An 18,421-nucleotide genomic window follows, 5' to 3' on the forward strand; every position below is an offset into this window, starting at 1 on the left:
CCCCATAGCATTGTGGACCCACCTGATTTCCATGCCGAACTCAGAAGTGAAACGCAATAGCGCCGATGGTAGTGTGGGGTTTCCCCATGTGAGAGTAGGACATCGCCAGGCTTTGAATTTTGGACACTTGCAATAGCAAGTATGCCACTGCGGAGTGGTAGTTCAGTTGGTTAGAATACCGGCCTGTCACGCCGGGGGTCGCGGGTTCGAGTCCCGTCCACTCCGCCACTTATTAGAAAACCCGATGCGAAAGCGTCGGGTTTTTTATTATCTAAAACTTAGGTAACTTCCTTTTCAAGGAAGTCGAGTCCCGGTTGGATGCAACCCCAGCCACTCCGCCACTTATTAAGAAGCCTCGTCTAACGACGAGGCTTTTTGCTATCTGCAATATACTTCTTCTCAGTCTAGCTTTTCCATTCGTGAGCTTAGGTTTTTTAGCTCCAATCTTCTTTTCGTTTTAATTCGCGAACTAATTGTTGATTACAGTCTAAAAAGTGACGCATGTAACTTTTTAAATTTACTCGACAGCCAGATAGATTATCCGTTGGATTTTGTGGTTAAAAATGTGATGTTGGGTCGAATTTATTCGTTGTTGGTATATTATTACCTTTTCAATTCATAGTTTGGGATTAGGTGATGGGGCAGTTTTCAGTTTTAGGTTTTATTGCATTGGGCGGTGCTGTCGGGGCTTGTTCGAGATATTTGATATCAGAGCTTTGTGTTGCACTTTTCGGTCGTGGTTTTCCTTACGGTACGTTAACCGTCAATGTGGTTGGCTCGTTTATTATGGGGCTATTGATTGCAGCATTCGAAGCTGAAATTTTTGCGCCTGATCCATGGCGTCAAATCATTGGTCTTGGCTTCTTAGGTGCACTTACGACATTCTCTACGTTTTCTATGGATAACGTACTCCTGATGCAGCAGGGGGCGTTTCTGAAGATGGGACTAAATATATTGCTCAATGTTGTTTTGAGTATCTCAGCTTGTTGGATTGGTTTTCAGATGCTGACCAAAAGTTAAACGAAAAACTTCCATGTCCTGTTGATGTATTAAAACTAATTCCTTTATAATCGAGTCAATACTTGTCGGAGTGCCCATAGGGCTGAGACCGTTAATTCGGGATCCGTTGAACCTGATCTGGTTAGTACCAGCGAAGGGAACAAGAGAATAGAACTAGCATCATATTCTATTTATCAAATAGCGCACGCTATTGTGGTTGATACCTCTTGTATTCACACATCCGTCAAGCATTTATCTTTTATAACTATATGATATATAAGGAAATGCTATGTCGACACGCAAGCAAAATAGGCTGGAAGCAAAAAACTTTATCGATACATTATCGGTAACGCCTTACCCCAATTCTCAAAAGACATATATCCAAGGTAGCCGAAGCGATCTGCAAGTACCAATGCGTACAATCTCTCTTGCAGACAGCTTAATCTGTGGTAACCAAGACAATCCAATCCATGAGCCTAACGAGCCCATCAACGTGTATGACACGTCTGGTGTCTATACCGACCCAGAGTACTCTATCGATTTGTACTCAGGTTTACCAAAGCTAAGAGAAGCCTGGATTGATGAACGCGCTGATACCGAAGTATTGTCAGGCGTCAGTTCAGAATTTGCTAAGCAAAGACTTGAAGATGACACGCTTGATGAGCTTAGATACGGGCTATTACCTCGTATCAGGCGTGGTGCTGAAGGCGCTTGCGTCACGCAGCTTCACTACGCACGCCAAGGTATTATTACCCCTGAGATGGAATACATCGCGATTCGAGAGAACATGGGACGTCAAAAGCTCAAAGACGAAGTGCTCACTCAGCAGCATCCAGGTCAGCACTTTGGGGCGAACTTACCTAAAGAAATCACACCCGAATTCGTGCGTAAGGAAGTCGCTGAGGGTAGAGCTATCATCCCTTCAAATATCAATCACCCAGAATCTGAGCCGATGATCATTGGCCGCAACTTCCTCGTTAAGGTCAATGCTAATATAGGCAACTCATCGGTCACCTCTTCAATTGAAGAGGAAGTCGAGAAGCTTGTCTGGGGTACTCGATGGGGTGCCGATACAGTTATGGATCTGTCGACTGGACGAAATATCCACGAAACGCGCGAATGGATCTTACGTAATAGTCCAGTGCCGATCGGTACAGTACCTATGTATCAAGCATTAGAGAAGGTTAATGGAGTCGCCGAAAATCTGACTTGGGAAGTAATGCGAGATACATTAATTGAGCAAGCAGAGCAGGGTGTAGACTACTTTACTATTCATGCTGGCCTTCTACTTCATCACATCCCACTCACCGCCAAGCGCGTCACGGGTATCGTTAGCCGTGGTGGCTCTATCATCGCTAAGTGGTGTTTGGCACACCATGAAGAGAGTTTCTTATATACCAACTTTAGAGAGATCTGTGAAATCTGTGCACGTTATGACGTGGCCTTGTCCCTCGGTGATGGATTGCGTCCAGGCTCTATTGCCGATGCCAATGATGAAGCTCAATTTGCAGAGCTTAGAACCCTAGGCAAGCTAACCAAAATTGCCTGGGAATACGATGTTCAGGTCATCATCGAAGGTCCTGGTCACGTACCGATGCACATGATCAAAGAGAACATGGAAGAGCAGCTTGAGCACTGTCATGAGGCACCTTTCTATACGCTTGGGCCACTGACCACTGATATTGCACCTGGCTATGATCATATTACCTCTGGCATTGGTGCTGCAATGATTGGCTGGTACGGTTGTGCGATGCTGTGTTACGTGACGCCAAAAGAACACCTTGGCCTACCAAATAAAGAAGACGTTAAGACAGGGCTCATCACCTACAAGCTCGCTGCTCATGCAGCAGACTTAGCGAAGGGACACCCAGGGGCTCAAATTCGTGATAATGCACTTTCAAAGGCTCGCTTTGAATTTCGCTGGGAAGACCAGTTTAACCTCTCTCTAGATCCTGATACTGCGCGTCAGTTCCATGATGAAACACTTCCTCAGGAGTCTGGCAAGGTTGCCCATTTCTGCTCGATGTGCGGTCCAAAGTTCTGTTCGATGAAGATCTCACAAGAGGTACGAGAGTACGCTAAAGAAATACAACAAGGCGACAGTATTGCTATCACAATGCTTGATGACCCTTTAGAGGGGATGCGTCAAAAGTCTGAAGAGTTCAGAGCAACGGGTGCTGAGTCGTATCACCCAGCTGTTACTGAAGAATAACTACCATAATCTAAGGAGCTTCCGTTGAAACTCATGCTGCCCATTGGCGCAGACGCTTTGAATCGTCATATTCATCGTGTTCTCGGCCTAGCAAAACAAGTCGGCTTCTCAACCGAAAACATCGTCGTCTCATCTTCTGAAGAAGGTGAAGCGGTCATTATCCAGCACGAAGAAAGCGCCCGTTATATTTCGAGTGACGTTTTCGGCTCTACTTTCCGTTTGGGAGATAGCGCTATAGATAATGATATCCGTGTAAGGTATTTGCACAACATGGATGAAAATCATCTTTCAGCCTCACTAGCTACTGCCACACAAGGTGATGTCTATGTAGCAGTAGCAAGTGGCTCTCGATGGCTCGATGTTTGGTCTTGTAGAGAAAACGTCATCAAGGCTTCTGCGGCAGCTTCTTTGATTACAGACCACACCGAGCATTTGGCTTGGCTCGTAGTAAGTATTGCTCTCGATTTTCCTCTCGAAGATGCGGTTATGCTCGCCAGAGCGGGATGTGTTTCACGTGAAACATGGCCAAGTCACTTAGACCAGTTCCCCGTTCCAGTCATAGAAAATACGAATTTAGGTATACGTGTTGGCTGGGCAGTTGAGGCATCGACTCTACCATTTCCGACTGTAATTAAATCAAAGCTTGGGCTCTATCCTGTTGTCGATAATGTTGATTGGGTAGCACGATTACTAGAACTGGGCACTAAAACGGTACAGCTTAGAATCAAGCAGCCTGACCTGCCTAACCTGGAACAGCAGATTGAAAAAGCGATCGAGCTTGGTCGAAGACATGATGCTCAAGTGTTCATCAATGACTATTGGCAGCTAGCGATTAAGCATGGTGCTTACGGCGTTCACTTAGGTCAAGAAGACATTGAAGTGGCAAATCTCAAGAGACTTGCAGAAAAAGGAATTGCGCTTGGTCTATCTACTCACGGCTATTATGAGTTGCTGCGCATCGTTCAAATTCACCCTAGCTACATTGCGCTCGGCCACATCTTCCCAACCACAACCAAAGACATGCCTTCAAGACCGCAAGGTTTGATACGACTGGAGCTCTATCAGCGACTGATTGATTCGATACCTTACGGTCAGGAACTGGGATATCCAACAGTAGCCATTGGTGGCATTGATTTGAAGACTGCAGCACCAGTTTGGAGTTGTGGTGTGACAAGTTTGGCAGTAGTACGAGCAATCACATTGGCTGATGATGTACCCGCCGTTATTCAACAATTTGAGTCAATCATGGATGGTCGTCTTGATGGTTAATGATGGCCAATTTAAGCAGTATCTGCGCCAAATCAGTCTTCCGAACATAGGTGAAGAAGGGCAGAGCAAGTTGCTCAAGGCCAATGTGCTTATTGTTGGCTGTGGGGGACTTGGAACCGCAGCGAGCATGTATTTAGTAGGGGGCGGAGTAGGCAGTGTAACTATTGCTGACGATGATGCAGTTGAGATTTCTAACTTACCTCGACAGGTAACTTATCACGCGAAAGATGTTGGATTCGCTAAAGTCGAATGTTTGAAGGCCAGCCTGAAGCAACAGAATCCAGATATTAGAGTGCGAAGTATTAACAAAAAGCTTGATGGCAATCAGTTGTTATTAGAGATCACTTTAGCGGATGTTGTGGTTGATTGCTCAGATAACCTAGCAACTAGACATGCCATAAATGCTTACGGTAAACAAAGTAACACCGACCTCGTTAGCGCAGCAGCAATCGGTTGGAACGGGCAACTCAGTGTTTTTCCGTTCTCATCGACTCGTGAGATTGCCTGTTATCGGTGCTTGTATCCCTTTGATGAAATCAAAGGCAGCAGCCGATGTTCAGAGTCATCTGTCATGGGGCCAGTGGTTGGCATGATGGGACTTTACCAAGCTCTAGAAACGATAAAGTTGCTTGCAGGTGTCCACCCTCAGGTTACCCAGAAAAAAACACCGACATTGAAGTTATTCGATGGACTAAATGGTCAATGGCAAACACTACAGATTGCTCGTGAGCAAACTTGTACGGTTTGCTCCACCGACTGAGTACACCATGGTGTGTAGTCACAGATTTTGCACGCGAGAACAAAAATGATTCAAGTAACAGTTAATAACACATTACAGAATACGAAAAGAGACAGCCTACTCGAGGATCTTATTAAAGGTCTCGATATCGATACCCATGGGTGTGCCATTGCGGTCGATGACCAAATTGTGCCACGAACTGAGTGGTCGACGTTTGTCGTCAAAAATGACATGTCCATTAACATCTTCCAAGCCATTGCAGGGGGCTAATTCATGCTAACAATTGCCAATAAAACTTTTGAATCACGTCTGTTTACTGGAACCGGAAAGTTCTCGGATCAGTCTCTTATGGTTCAGGCTATTGCGGAAAGTGGTTCACAGCTAGCGACGATGGCGCTCAAGCGCGTAGATCTACAAGGTCAGGATGACAACATCTTACGACCATTGATTGAGAACAAGATTAATCTGTTGCCTAACACTTCAGGCGCTAAGAATGCCAAAGACGCCATCTTCGCTGCACATCTTGCTAGAGAAGCATTGGGCACGAATTGGCTGAAGTTAGAGATTCACCCAGATCCGAAGTACTTACTACCAGACCCGATCGAGACGTTAAAAGCTGCCGAGCAGCTAGTTAAAGATGGATTCGTCGTTCTGCCATATTGTCATAGTGATCCAACGCTATGTAAGCATCTTGAGGAAGTAGGGTGTGCCGCTGTGATGCCACTTGGAGCTCCAATAGGAAGCAACAAAGGCATCGTCAGTAGAGACTTTTTAGAAATTATAATCGAACAAGCGAACGTTCCGGTTGTGGTTGATGCAGGTATCGGGGCACCATCACATGCAGCGCTTGCGATGGAAATGGGGGCTGATGCTGTCTTGGTCAATACCGCTATCGCTGCTGCCGCTGATCCGGTTGCTATGGCTAAAGCGTTTAAGCTAGCAGTAGAGTCAGGAAGACTAGCATACGAAAGTGGTCTAGCAGGTACCGTAAATCATGCCGTGGCCTCGAGTCCGCTAACCGCGTTTCTAGATTCAGAGTAGGAGAGCAAAATGAGCTTTGTTCAGGAGCATGCTAAGTATAACTGGGATGATATTCGTCTTTCTATTTATGCGAAATCGGCGCGTGATGTAGAGCGAGCACTGTCTAAACCGCGACTCGACTTAGAAGACTTTAAGGCACTTATTAGTCCTGCCGCAGAACCCTACTTAGAACAAATGGCTCAGCGTTCATATGCATTAACTCGAAAGCGATTCGGGTACACCATGTCCATGTATATACCTTTGTACCTTTCCAACTTGTGCGCCAATGCTTGTACCTATTGCGGTTTTTCAATGGAAAATCGCATTAAACGAAAGACGCTCAGTACTGAAGAAATAGAGCGTGAGTGCGACGTAATCAAACAGATGGGTTTCGACAATATTCTTTTGGTCACAGGTGAGCACGAGAACAAAGTAGGTATGAAATACTTCCAACAAGTGTTGCCAGAAATCAAAAAGCACTTTAGCTATTTGGCGATGGAAGTTCAGCCTTTGGATACCCAAGAGTATGCGTCCCTAAAACAGCACGGCCTCGATGCTGTCATGGTTTATCAGGAAACGTATCATCGCTCTACATATGCGCAGCACCATCTTCGCGGCAATAAAATGGATTTCAACTACCGACTTGAAACGCCTGATAGATTGGCACAAGCAGGAATCGACAAGATCGGCATTGGTTCACTAATAGGATTAGAAGAGTGGCGCACCGATTGTTTCTTTGTTGCAGCCCACCTTCAGTACTTAGAGAGCCGTTATTGGAAGACACGATACTCAATTTCTTTTCCGCGACTTCGACCTTGTGAGGGCGCATTACAACCGAAATCGGTGATGACAGATAAGCAACTAGTGCAGCTTATCTGCGCCTACCGCTTGTTCAACAATGAAGTCGAACTCTCACTGTCGACTCGTGAATCCGCGACCTTCCGCGATCAGGTTTACCCACTAGGTATCACGAGTATTAGTGCAGCATCAAAAACTCAGCCAGGTGGCTACGCGGATGACCAAGAAGAGCTAGAACAGTTCGCAATCAGTGATGAGCGCAGTGCTGCTATGGTTGCTGAGTCGGTGAAACGTGTTGGTATGGAACCGGTTTGGAAAGACTGGCATCAGTCCTACTCAGGTTAGATGTCTAACCATGTTTCACGTGAAACCAAAAAAGGCGCTGGAATTCCAGCGCCCTTTTATTTCTTCGAGCCTAACGAGCTAGAGCGGTTGGCAAGCTGTTTCCAGCCAAGCTAGTGCATCACAGGTAACTAGTGGTGAAACGTCATTCCACACTTTTTGGTGATAGTCGTTCAACCAAGTGATTTCTGTTTCCGTTAGCATATCAGCCACGATGTTGCGCTTGTCGATAGGGCATCGAGTAAGTGACTCGAAACCAAACATAGAACTATCACCAGCTGTTGCTTTCTCAACGACCAACTCAAGGTTCTCGATACGAATACCGAACTCATCTGCACGGTAGTATCCTGGTTCGTTTGATAGCACCATACCAGGTACTAGCGGCGTATTGTTTACGGCTTTCGCGATGCGCTGCGGTCCTTCGTGAACACTCAGGAAGTGGCCGACACCATGGCCAGTGCCATGGTCATAATCAAAACCATTTGCCCACAAATGTTGACGAGCTAGAACGTCCAGTTGATGACCACAAGTACCCTTCGGGAATAGTGCGGTAGCCAGACCAATGTGACCTTTTAGTACCAATGTAAACTGGCGCTTCATCTCATCTGTTGGGGTACCTATCGCAATGGTACGCGTGATGTCAGTGGTACCATCGAGGTACTGGCCACCTGAATCAACCAAGTACAAGGTATCTTGAACTAGCGATCCAGGAACCTCTTGATTCGCATGGTTGTAGTGACACATGGCCGCGTTACCTGCGGAGGCAGAAATAGTATCGAAACTAAGATCTATCAAAGTTGGATCAACTCGGCGGAATGCTTCCAACTTGTCACTGACTACTGCTTCATCAGAAAGGTTGCCTTTAGCGACTTCACTATCGAGCCAGCTTAAAAAGTTAACCATTGCTGCGCCGTCGCGCACATGGCTGCTACGCATGCCTTCAACTTCAACGCTGTTCTTGGCCGCTTTTGGCATTAAACATGGGTCAGCAAGGTCGAGAAGTTTGGCACCATATTGCTCCAACTTTAGCTGAAACCAAGCATTACTTGTCGCTGGGTCTAGGGTGACTTTTTTGCCTTTCAACGATTCTAGTTCAGTCTCCAAAGACGATGGAAGGCAGACTTCAACACCTGCACCTACACGGTCGGTAAATTCGTTCATGTCATCGATGCGCGTTGGGTCAATAAAGAACTTAGTTGAGCCATCTGAGTAAAGGATCGCGTGAGCCAGCAATACAGGAAGACGTGAAACATCAAGACCGCGGACATTTAAAAGCCAGCAAATTGAATCAAGCTCAGTAATGATAGCGGCATCAGCGCCACTGCTTGCTAGGTTTTGTGCTAGCTGGGTACGTTTATCTAGGCTTGATTGGCCGACCTTGTCTAGTGGCATTAAACGAACGTTACTTAATTGAGCAGCTGGGCGATCGCTCCAGAAAAGATCAATTGGGTTATCGTTAACAGCAACCAGTTCGTAGCGACCTGCAAGTTTTTCTAGTGCATTCTGGTACCAGTTACCTCTATGCATGCGAGGGTCTACACCGATTCGAGCACCGAGCTCAAGAGTTTCAATCGACCAATCCAGCGGTGGCTGCTCGATAAGGTGACAGTATTCAAAACTATCTGCTGGAACTTGCTTACGAACTTGAACCGTGTAGCGACCATCGACAAAAATAGCGGCTCTATCTCGCGTGACAACAGCAGCACCCGCAGAGCCGGTAAATTGAGTTAGCCAATGAAGACGCTCGTTATGAGCGGGTACGTACTCGCCTAAGTACTCATCTTCATGAGCAACAATAAACGCATCGAGGTCGTTGTTAGAAAGCCAAGATTGAATCTGTTCAACACGGCCAGAAATATGTTCCTGCATCTGTAGTTCCTTTGTCATGGCGAAATAGGTCACCTTGCTATTATTTTGGTCTATAAGCTAGCGCTTCTGTGGACGATATACAAACGATTCTGCGAGTCGGTTAGCAGGCTCTGCGTGTCGCCTAACGTAAGTGAAGCGTCTTTTGTCGAATGATGTCGATAAGCCAATTGAGCGCCGGATCGCGATCTCTATCTTTGTGCCAAAATAGAGTGTAAGCCATTGGAGGAAATTCGAGTGGCAATGGAAGCACACGCAATCCCATTTGCTCGGCAACAAGATGAACAAAATGCCGAGGAGCGGTAAACACAAAGTCAGTGTAACTGCACAGCGCAGCAGCATTGTTGAAATCAGGTACAGTGATAGCGATATCGCGTTCCTTTCCCATGTCGGCGAGTTTGTAATCTAGAAGCCAGCGATCGCTACCATCGCAGCGCACCTGTACATGACGCATTGACAGATAGGTTTCAAGATCCCAAGGTTTAGTGAGTACAGGATGATCGGTTCGTACTAAACACATTTGATTATCCCGGTAGACTTCTAACTCCTGAATGTCTTCTGGCGGCAGTAGGGTTCTCTGAGCATCACGGATGTCGATGTCTTTGCCGGTGATCCCTAAATCTAGTTCGCCTTTTTGCATTTGCTCGAACGTGGCTTCATTCCATGCATGAGTGCTTATGCTCAGGTTAGGTCCTTGGCTAAATATTGCAGGGAGAAAGTGAGGCATGATGAGAGGATAAACGCTTTCTACCGCAGCTATGTGAAATCGGTATTCACTTGACGTTGGGGAAAACTCTGGCGGTGCAGTGATGGCCTGCATATGAGCCATTAGCACATCTAACTTGGGCTTAAGTTGCAGCGCGCGAGCTGTCGGAGATAATCCGTGGGCGTGGCGAGTGAAGAGTGGATCGTCAAACAGTTCACGCAGTTTCGATAATGACTTACTCACCGCGGATTGCGTTAGGCATAACCGACTCGCAGCGCGGGTCACATTGCATTCTTCAAGTAGCACTGACAGGCACAAGAGTAGGTTGAGGTCGATCCGACTTAGCTTTTCTAGGTTCATCGTGTGAAATTCCTCGTAGGAATAATGCTAATGAGTATAAACCATTTCTGCTCATATCTTAATGGATATAGAATTGCGTCTTCATTAACTCGTTTTACTATTGCTAAGAGGCACCCCGTTGCAAACCACACCTTCGAAAGTCCAACTTGCTGCATTAGTGATGTTGGTATTTTTTAGCCCTTTGGCCATCGACATCTATTTGCCAGCGTTAACGCAAATTTCTTCTACGTTTGATGTAGCTCATACGCGTGCTCAAGATACGATTACATGGTTTTTGTTTGCTATGGGTGTAGGACAGCTGTTCGCGGGACCACTTGCCGATAAACTCGGACGTCGAACGGTTGCCCTTGGCGGCATAGTGATCTACGGCTTGAGTGCTTGCTTGGCGTGGGCAGCTCAATCCATTGAGTGGATGCTAGTCGCAAGGCTGCTACAAGGCTTGGGTGCGTGCGCGACATCTGTGGCAGCCTTTGCAACCGTTCGCGATATGTTTGGACCAGAGCGTAGTGGCAAGATGATCAGCTACCTTAACGGAGCTATTTGTTTTATCCCTGCATTGGCGCCGATTTTAGGCAGCTATCTAACGCAGCAGTTTGGATGGCGTGCGAACTTCAGCTTCATGGCGGGTTTTGCGTTGTTCGTAGGTGTTATGGTTGTTCTTAACATGAGAGAGACCAATCCGCAGCAAACCAATCAGAAGTATTTCGCACTATCTAGATATACCCATGTCCTTAATACGCCGACGTTCTTGTTTCATGCCACTCTGTGTTTATTGGCTATGGGTGTAATACTTGCGTATGTCACGTCTGCACCAGTGGTACTGATGGAAAACATGGGTCTGTCGATGAATGCCTTTACGTTTTGGTTTGGCCTTAATGCGGTATTTAACATCGCAGCCTGTCTGCTCGCGCCAAAAATGATGGATAAGCTTGGCACTCACAAAACACTGCAATTTGGTATCGTGACTTTGTTAGTCGCCGGAGCCTTAATGGTATGGGGAGCAGAGCTTCAAACACCGGCTTCGTTTATGGTACCTGTTATTTTGTCTTCAATAGGCTTTGCTCTCATCCTTGGAGCGGCTGCCGGTAAAGCATTGGCACCATTTGGCGATAAAGCGGGTACCGCCGCTGCTCTACTCGGACTATTCCAAATGAGTGGAGCGGGTCTGTTAGTTGGTTTGATGCAGCGTGCTGGGCTAGAAGCGCCATACATGATTGCTTTGCAGATGTGGTTGGTACTGCCAGCACTGTTCATTCTCAAAAGCAAAGTTGGCAAAGGTTGGCATCAAACAGTAAAAATTGGCTAATTAAAAAACGATTAGGTTTTCCAATTTAAGAAACGGGTGTATATTTAGCTTTATACACCCCGTATTTATTTATAACTGGATAAACGCAGTAATGTCTTTGACTACATACGAAATGGCTCGTGTTCTCGAGCAAATGGAAGAGTCTCCAGAAAAGATCATGTTTGGTAAATTGCTTAATGAATTAGGCAACCAAAGTGAAGAGCGTATTCGCAGTGCTGCAAAGCAAGTTCCAATTCATGTGCTTCGTGATATCGTTTACCAATTTCAACAAGTGATTGAGTCTCGCAAGGGTGAGCAAGTAGAAACATTGGCCAAAGAATTGGCCGAGCAAGGGATCTCAGTAGAAGAGCTGAAAGCGTTTCTTGCTAGCAAATAGTCGTTAGTTTTTAAAAAGCCTCGCATATCTATGCGAGGCTTTTTACTTTCAGTAAGCCCGACTATTTTGACTCAATAATCAGATCTTGAATCAGGTTATTTGTGAACGAATTACTTTGTCTGCAGATAGTGGTCCTGGCCCCCATACAACCACTATGAGTATCATTAACCCCCAAAGCTGGTGGTCATAGAACCCTTTCTCCCAAAGTAGTGGGTAGGAAACAACAGCAATAATATTGAATACAAACAAGATGGCAGCCATGGGTCGAGTAAATAAACCAAGCGCAATAAACACAGGCAAAATTAACTCTGCGGCCGTTCCCATATAGGCGGCTAGCTCCCACGGCAAAATAGGCACTTGGTATTCAAGCTCAAACAGATACAGAGTGCTGTCCCAAGAGCTAATCTTCGTCATTCCCGATTTAAAGAATACCCAAGCTACCCAGAGGCGACAGAATAGCAGCAGTAGGGGCACGAAGCCGCTTTGTAGCGTATCAATAAGCTTGTCATAACTAACAAGCCAGTGAGATAAGGTCGTTTTCATATCATGCTCCTTGTGAGGTGTCGTCATGGAGAGTAAATCCAGCTACAACATCCAAAGCGAATAAACTTGGTAGTGCTGTTAGAAGAGCAGGATTAATGAAGTTAAGGGGTTGTTGTGAACCGAGGGCATTGAGCAGTTCAAGAACGTTGTCGTCGAGAACGTGAAGCGTGCTGGTCGATAGTCCTTGTTTAATAATCAACACGTTTTCAGGTTGATTGATTTCAAAACCCTCTAGGTTATTGCTATGTATCGCGCTCACAAGGCTGGCGATAGCATATTGAGATTGCAGCACAATGTGATTTGGTTTCACATGAAACACTAAGTTGCCATGTTGTGCTTCTGGTACACGCTGCATGTTAACGAGTGGCTCAGTTGGTTCTTTCGCCTCATTTAGAGGGTGTTGATTGAGTGAGTCGATAGCCCACTCAAGTCTTATAACATCGATTAAATAGGGCACGGCATTAGTGATGTTATCAAGCTCAGAGACAGACTCAGCAAACCCTTTGCCATAGTCGGCGACGTTACCTGTTGTTGGTGGATGATGGATCACATGGTGTTTTGCCATCGACTGAAAACATTCCTCACCAACAAGCTGCAAGGTGATCGGGTAGCAAGCTTCGAGCACTTCACTCAAACTCAACACAAAATTGTTGCGATAAATCTGAACGCGATCATCGGCGCTAAAGTGGTCTGCGATAATGAAATGCTCTATGCCACCATCTTGGCTGCGCAAAGATTGGCTGAAAGCCGATTGCAATTCGTGAAGGCTAATCATAGTTAAGCCCTCCTCAGAGTCGTGTTGTGACACTCAACAAGCATGTCGATGGCCTTCTCTGCCTCTTCAAGTAGCACCTCGGGCGCTGGAATATCCAGATCCCACTCAATGAGTGTGTGCACGGCGGCGTGATGATTGTTCCATTGCCGGTACAGCTCCCAAACCTCATTGGAGACTCTCGCGCTGTGGGTATCAATCCAAATCTCGCCTTGCTCAAGTTGTTTGCGTGTGAATCCGGCCAAGTGGATCTCATCAACTGTGTCTGGGTCTATCGCACTTAAGTAGCGGTTGGCGTCGTAGCCATGGTTGAAGCAGGAAACATGGACATTGTTTAGGTCGAGCAGTAGGCGACAATCAGTGCGACGCTGCACTTCAGCGAGAAACTCACATTCTGGAATGGTTGAGTGCTGGAAGCGTAAATAGCTCGATGGGTTCTCAATTAATAGTGGGCGTTGAATCGCATCTTGAACCTGAAGTACGTTTCGACAAAACAGATCTAATGCCTCTTCGGTATAGGGCAGTGGCAATAGGTCATTGAAATAGTGGCCGCCATGCTCGCTCCAACTTAAATGGTCAGAAACTGCAAGTGGCTGGATATCGTTAACCAATCGCTTGAGCTGTTTTAGATGATCGGTATTTACCTTTGATGCTGAACCGAGTGATAGACCAATACCGTGGCAGCTGATATTGACCTTTTCACGAATCGCTATCAGCTGTCGATATTCAGTGCTATGGGGCTGAAAATAGTTTTCGCTGTGGATTTCTAGCCAGCCCACGTTGTGAGCGTTGTGCTCAAAATAGTCGAGGTGGGGTGTGCGTAATCCTACACCGACAAGCTGAAAGGCACGACTTCGATCCATGATGATCTCCCAGATCTGTTGGCTTCTGTGGGTAAGCTGTAGAAAACGGAAGGGGCGTATAATCACGCCCCTCCGATAGTGCTGTAACTTGAAAGCGTATGGACAAACAAAGTGAAGACAAAATGACAATCAAGCTATACAGGCCGTATTACGGCTTTTTGCACGCGAGGCAATTATGCTGACTCTGTGCTGCCGCCAACCAGTTTGTCACATAGGCCTTTAGGGACGACAACGAACGCATCTTTTTGGTTATCTTCTTTCGCAGTACCCGCACATGAGCTGGTTTTGGTTGCACAGTCATTTTGACCAGCTTTCGACACGCCGTAGCACTTTTCTTTGTCAGCTGCATGTGCTGGTGCTGCGCCAAGTGTTGCACCGCCAAGAGCGATTAGACCGGTAACTGCTGCAGTGATAGCTAGATTCGTAGTTTTCATATTACTTTCCTCGAGACTTGATCCTTGATGTTTATTTTCACAGGTCACTGTTTGCGACTTGCTTAACCAATAGGATAGGAAGCCAAAGCTAAATCTTTCAAAAAGATCAAAAAATATTTACTAAAATGTTAAATGTCATCTTATGTGTATGATATTGAAAGGGTAATTGTCTTTTAAAAAAACAGAACTTTTTCTGAAATGGTGAGACTGTTTGAGTTATAATCAACGGATATGTATAAATAACCAGTAGCTAAGACTCATCATGGATCCTTCTCTTCTTCTCGACGGTCTCAATGACAAGCAGCGTGAAGCTGTTGCAGCCCCTCTAGAGCACATGCTCGTCCTTGCCGGAGCCGGCAGTGGTAAAACGCGCGTGCTTGTGCATCGTATTGCTTGGCTTATGTCGGTTGAGAACGCCTCTCCGTTTTCCATTATGTCTGTGACCTTTACCAATAAAGCGGCTGCAGAGATGAGAGGGCGTATTGAAGAGCTGATGATGGGCAGTGCTTCTGGTATGTGGAATGGTACTTTCCACGGCATTTGTCACCGTATCCTGCGCGCGCATTATCTCGACGCTAAGCTGCCGGAAGACTTCCAAATCATCGATACCGACGATCAGCAAAGGCTATTAAAACGTCTCATAAAGGCGCAGAATCTGGATGATAAACAGTGGCCAGCACGCCAAGCAGCTTGGTGGATCAATGGCAAGAAAGATGAGGGGCTGCGACCTCAGCATATCGACAGCTACCAAGATCCGGTCACTAAGACGTATCTGCAGATCTACACCGCTTATCAAGAGGCGTGTGACCGTGCTGGGCTGGTGGACTTTGCAGAGATTTTGCTGCGTGCTCATGAACTGCTGCGTGACATCAAGTTTGTTCGCGAGCACTACCAAGCGCGCTTCAAACACATTCTGGTGGACGAGTTCCAAGACACCAACAACATCCAATACGCTTGGCTACGAATGATGACCGGCGCTGACTGTAAGGTGATGATTGTTGGTGATGATGATCAGTCTATTTATGGCTGGCGTGGTGCTAAGGTTGAAAATATCCAGAAGTTCTTGGATGAGTACCTAGGCGCGAAAACCATTCGCCTTGAGCAAAACTACCGCTCAACCAAAACCATCCTTGAAGCTGCCAACGAGCTGATTGCCAACAATACTGAACGTATGGGTAAGGAGCTATGGACGGAAGGTAACGAGGGTGAAAAGATTTCCGTTTACTCTGCGTATAACGAGCTGGATGAAGCGCGTTTTGCCGTGGGTAAGATTAAAGAGTGGCAAGATAAAGGCGGCAGCCTGACAGACTGCGCCATGCTATATCGAAACAACGCCCAATCCCGTGTTCTGGAAGAAGCCTTGATCCAAGCGCAGCTGCCATACCGAATCTATGGTGGTATGCGATTCTTCGAGCGTCAAGAAATCAGAGATGCCTTGGGCTATTTGCGCTTGATGGCCAATCGCAACGATGACGCTGCATTTGAGCGTATTGTGAATACGCCGACTCGTGGGTTGGGGGATAAAACCTTAGATACCATTCGTTTCGCCGCTCGTGATCGTGGGGCAACACTATGGGAAGCAAGTATTGCACTGCTCGATGAGAAGGTTCTCGCTGGGCGAGCAGCAGGTGCGTTGTCGCGTTTTATTGAGCTTATCAACGCACTCGAAGACGACACGTTTGAATCGCCGCTTCATGAGCAAACTGACCATGTGATTAAGACCTCTGGGCTATTTGCTATGTACGAGCAAGAAAAGGGCGAGAAGTCTAAGGCACGCATTGAAAACTTGGAAGAGCTGGTAACGGCAACGCGTCAGTTTGAGAAACCTGAAGAAGCAGACGATATGACGCTGCTGACGGCGTTCTTAACCCATGCAGCGTTAGAAGCCGGTGAAAGTCAAGCTGATGAGTTTGATGATGCGGTGCAACTAATGACACTGCATAGTGCCAAAGGTCTCGAGTTCCCAATGGTGTTTATGGTGGGTGTTGAAGAGGGCATGTTCCCTAGCCAGATGTCGGCAGAGGAAGCGGGCAGGTTAGAGGAAGAGCGTCGCCTCTGTTATGTGGGTATGACCCGGGCGATGGAAAAGCTGTTCATCACCTATGCCGAGATGCGTCGCTTGTACGGTCAAGATAAGTATCACAAGCCATCGCGCTTTATTCGCGAGTTGCCAGAAACGTGTCTGCAAGAAGTTCGCATGAAGGCGCAAGTAAGCCGTCCAACGACAGCGGGTCGTTTTAGTCAAACAGAAGTAAAAAATAACTTCAACGAAACGGGCTTTAATCTAGGTGAGCGTGTGATGCACCCGAAATTTGGTGAAGGAACGATCATCAACTTTGAAGGAAGTGGTCCACAAAGCCGTGTGCAAGTCGCCTTTAATGGTGAGGGTATTAAGTGGTTGGTGACGCAGTACGCCAAGCTGGAAAAGCTATAACCGACTGGCTATGGAATTATAAGTGCAAAAGGAGCTTAGTTATGAGCTCCTTTTTTGTGTCATACGGATTTGAATTATTGAATTTTAGATAAAGAAAAACCCCGAGGGCTTGCGCCCTGCGGGGTTATAGCTTTACTCGCAGCAATCCGGCTACTAATAGTGCTCCATGCATCTAATCCATGATAGTGTGCTGTATTCCGTCAGCTTAGTCCTTTCGTCGCCTTCCTAGCGGTGTCCTAATGATCTTATCCTGATCGGCTAACAATCCTCGTTAGCGCACTTCACTTGTTCCCTGAGCGGTGTCCCTGACATCATCCTGATGCTAAGTCCTTGCCTCATCCAGAGGTGTCCATTGTCTTTCCTTAGTAGTAACCATCCTAGTTACTATTGCGTCCATTCAATGTCCAATTTGCTATCCATGCCGATCATTCATCCTGAATAACCGTATCTTCTTCCTGAAGATGCCCAAATCCCTGAGCGTTTCCTGTTCCGTGTCAGCATCCTTCCGACATGGTTGATATTAAACTAAACTGGCCTCGGAGCAATCCAATCAAGCAGTAATAATCCATTGTCTCAACAAAGAAAAATTACCCCTTCCCATTTAAAAACAATGACTTATGATATTTTAGGGTGGAATGCTTGTAGCACGAAGCGATAAACACCTAAGCCTTTGTGAGAGATCTCGCACACGTCGCGTGTCGAATGGCGCAAAATACCCTAAAGGCTGGAAATCACCTGTGTGAAGATGGTCACACCAATTCCCGAAAACAGCACGCCACACAGACCATCGATGTAGATGGCGGCAGAGCCTAGCTTGCGTTGCATGCGCTTAGTCGACAGCGCCCAAGCCAAAAAGGAGAACCAGGCCAAGGAAAGCGACCATAGAATCACGAGTGCGGCCACTTTACCCGGAATCGACATGGCAGATGGCACCAAGCTAGACATCAAGCTGATAAAGAACACTAAGGCTTTCGGGTTGAGAATATTGGTGGTAAAGCCACGAGAGAACGCTTGTCTTCGACTTGAAAGCAGAAGACTTGGGTCATTGGCAAGATCACTTGACTGGTGGCGCTGCGGCCATCTACTCCATACGGAGCGTAAGGCGCCGATACCTAGGTAAAGCAAATAGCTGCCGCCAGCGATTTGCACGACGGCAAACAATGTGGGGTGCTGATGAACGATATAGCTAACGCCCGTTAGACTGAAAATCGAGTGCAGCAAGATGCCAAACGACAACCCCAGAGCAATATAAAAACCAGTCTGGCGTCCAAATCGAGTCGCGTTTTGTACCACAAGCGCAAAGTCTGGTCCTGGGCTCATAAGCGCAACAAAGTGCACCGTAGCCAGTGTCATTAGGATAGTAATTTCATTCATGATCGTTC

Annotated in this window: 17 protein-coding genes, 1 tRNA gene, 1 rRNA gene and 1 riboswitch; of the genes, 12 read left to right on the top strand and 7 right to left on the bottom strand. The window is 46.6% G+C overall.

The annotated features are described in order from the left end of the window. The 9 genes from rrf to thiH form a co-directional block, all read left to right on the top strand. Positions 1-111: ribosomal RNA gene (gene rrf / locus L4C42_RS22460) — 5S ribosomal RNA — on the top strand; the annotation flags it as partial. A gap of 40 nt (positions 112-151) precedes the next feature. Further along, a tRNA-Asp gene (locus L4C42_RS22465) sits at positions 152-228 on the top strand. Between the two features lie 408 nt (positions 229-636). Further along, the gene (gene crcB / locus L4C42_RS22470) at positions 637-1,020 is read left to right on the top strand and encodes a fluoride efflux transporter CrcB (RefSeq protein ID WP_112478769.1); all 384 of its coding nucleotides are present in this window, start codon (positions 637-639) and stop codon (positions 1,018-1,020) included. Positions 1,021-1,076: 56 nt separating this feature from the next. After that, positions 1,077-1,176: riboswitch (TPP riboswitch) on the top strand. Between the two features lie 112 nt (positions 1,177-1,288). After that, entirely contained in the window at positions 1,289-3,211 is a 1,923-nt protein-coding gene (gene thiC, locus L4C42_RS22475; RefSeq protein ID WP_429761787.1) for a phosphomethylpyrimidine synthase ThiC, read from the top strand. 33 nt (positions 3,212-3,244) lie between these two features. Next, positions 3,245-4,480, top strand: coding sequence for a thiamine phosphate synthase (locus tag L4C42_RS22480; RefSeq protein WP_353498632.1), 1,236 nt, complete (start codon positions 3,245-3,247; stop codon positions 4,478-4,480). Then, on the top strand, positions 4,473-5,240 hold the full coding sequence (locus L4C42_RS22485) for a HesA/MoeB/ThiF family protein (RefSeq protein WP_418642307.1): 768 nt from the start codon (positions 4,473-4,475) through the stop codon (positions 5,238-5,240). The genes L4C42_RS22480 and L4C42_RS22485 overlap by 8 nt, the downstream gene beginning before the upstream one ends. A gap of 45 nt (positions 5,241-5,285) precedes the next feature. Continuing rightward, positions 5,286-5,489 carry a sulfur carrier protein ThiS gene (gene thiS / locus L4C42_RS22490; RefSeq protein WP_112463160.1) on the top strand — a complete coding sequence of 68 codons (204 nt, stop codon included), beginning with the start codon at positions 5,286-5,288 and terminating at the stop codon, positions 5,487-5,489. Between the two features lie 3 nt (positions 5,490-5,492). Continuing rightward, positions 5,493-6,260 carry a thiazole synthase gene (locus tag L4C42_RS22495; RefSeq protein ID WP_353497519.1) on the top strand — a complete coding sequence of 256 codons (768 nt, stop codon included), beginning with the start codon at positions 5,493-5,495 and terminating at the stop codon, positions 6,258-6,260. A 9-nt stretch (positions 6,261-6,269) separates the two neighbouring features. Next, on the top strand, positions 6,270-7,382 hold the full coding sequence (gene thiH, locus L4C42_RS22500) for a 2-iminoacetate synthase ThiH (RefSeq protein WP_353497520.1): 1,113 nt from the start codon (positions 6,270-6,272) through the stop codon (positions 7,380-7,382). Between the two features lie 78 nt (positions 7,383-7,460). Here thiH and L4C42_RS22505 read toward each other — a convergent pair whose 3' ends face one another. Both L4C42_RS22505 and L4C42_RS22510 read right to left on the bottom strand, forming a co-directional pair. Further along, positions 7,461-9,248: an aminopeptidase P family protein gene (locus L4C42_RS22505; protein ID WP_429761788.1), complete on the bottom strand. Its 1,788-nt coding sequence runs from the start codon at positions 9,246-9,248 to the stop codon at positions 7,461-7,463. Between the two features lie 121 nt (positions 9,249-9,369). Further along, a complete protein-coding gene (locus tag L4C42_RS22510) occupies positions 9,370-10,311 on the bottom strand; it encodes a LysR family transcriptional regulator (RefSeq protein WP_353497522.1) in 942 nt (313 codons plus the stop codon). A 118-nt stretch (positions 10,312-10,429) separates the two neighbouring features. Between L4C42_RS22510 and L4C42_RS22515 the strand changes: the two genes are divergently transcribed. After that, complete coding sequence (locus tag L4C42_RS22515) at positions 10,430-11,617, top strand: multidrug effflux MFS transporter (RefSeq protein WP_353497523.1); 1,188 nt, start codon at positions 10,430-10,432, stop codon at positions 11,615-11,617. A 91-nt stretch (positions 11,618-11,708) separates the two neighbouring features. Continuing rightward, on the top strand, positions 11,709-11,993 hold the full coding sequence (gene tsrA / locus L4C42_RS22520) for an H-NS-like global regulator TsrA (protein WP_353497524.1): 285 nt from the start codon (positions 11,709-11,711) through the stop codon (positions 11,991-11,993). Between the two features lie 90 nt (positions 11,994-12,083). Here tsrA and L4C42_RS22525 read toward each other — a convergent pair whose 3' ends face one another. The 4 genes from L4C42_RS22525 to L4C42_RS22540 form a co-directional block, all read right to left on the bottom strand. Continuing rightward, the gene (locus L4C42_RS22525; RefSeq protein ID WP_353497525.1) at positions 12,084-12,536 is read right to left on the bottom strand and encodes a DoxX family protein; all 453 of its coding nucleotides are present in this window, start codon (positions 12,534-12,536) and stop codon (positions 12,084-12,086) included. A gap of 1 nt (position 12,537) precedes the next feature. Next, entirely contained in the window at positions 12,538-13,311 is a 774-nt protein-coding gene (locus L4C42_RS22530; RefSeq protein WP_353497526.1) for an HvfC/BufC N-terminal domain-containing protein, read from the bottom strand. 2 nt (positions 13,312-13,313) lie between these two features. Then, positions 13,314-14,171, bottom strand: a complete 858-nt coding sequence (gene bufB / locus L4C42_RS22535) for an MNIO family bufferin maturase (protein WP_353497527.1) — start codon at positions 14,169-14,171, stop codon at positions 13,314-13,316. Positions 14,172-14,344: 173 nt separating this feature from the next. Then, a complete protein-coding gene (locus tag L4C42_RS22540) occupies positions 14,345-14,605 on the bottom strand; it encodes a BufA1 family periplasmic bufferin-type metallophore (protein ID WP_112463168.1) in 261 nt (86 codons plus the stop codon). Positions 14,606-14,864: 259 nt separating this feature from the next. Between L4C42_RS22540 and uvrD the strand changes: the two genes are divergently transcribed. Continuing rightward, on the top strand, positions 14,865-17,039 hold the full coding sequence (uvrD, locus tag L4C42_RS22545) for a DNA helicase II (protein ID WP_429761790.1): 2,175 nt from the start codon (positions 14,865-14,867) through the stop codon (positions 17,037-17,039). 717 nt (positions 17,040-17,756) lie between these two features. On the opposite strand, the gene L4C42_RS22550 is transcribed toward uvrD, so the two are convergent. After that, entirely contained in the window at positions 17,757-18,413 is a 657-nt protein-coding gene (locus L4C42_RS22550) for a LysE family translocator (RefSeq protein WP_353497528.1), read from the bottom strand. Positions 18,414-18,421 lie beyond the last annotated feature (8 nt).

Source organism: Vibrio wakamikoensis, from assembly GCF_050337275.1.
GTDB lineage: Bacteria > Pseudomonadota > Gammaproteobacteria > Enterobacterales > Vibrionaceae > Vibrio > Vibrio chaetopteri.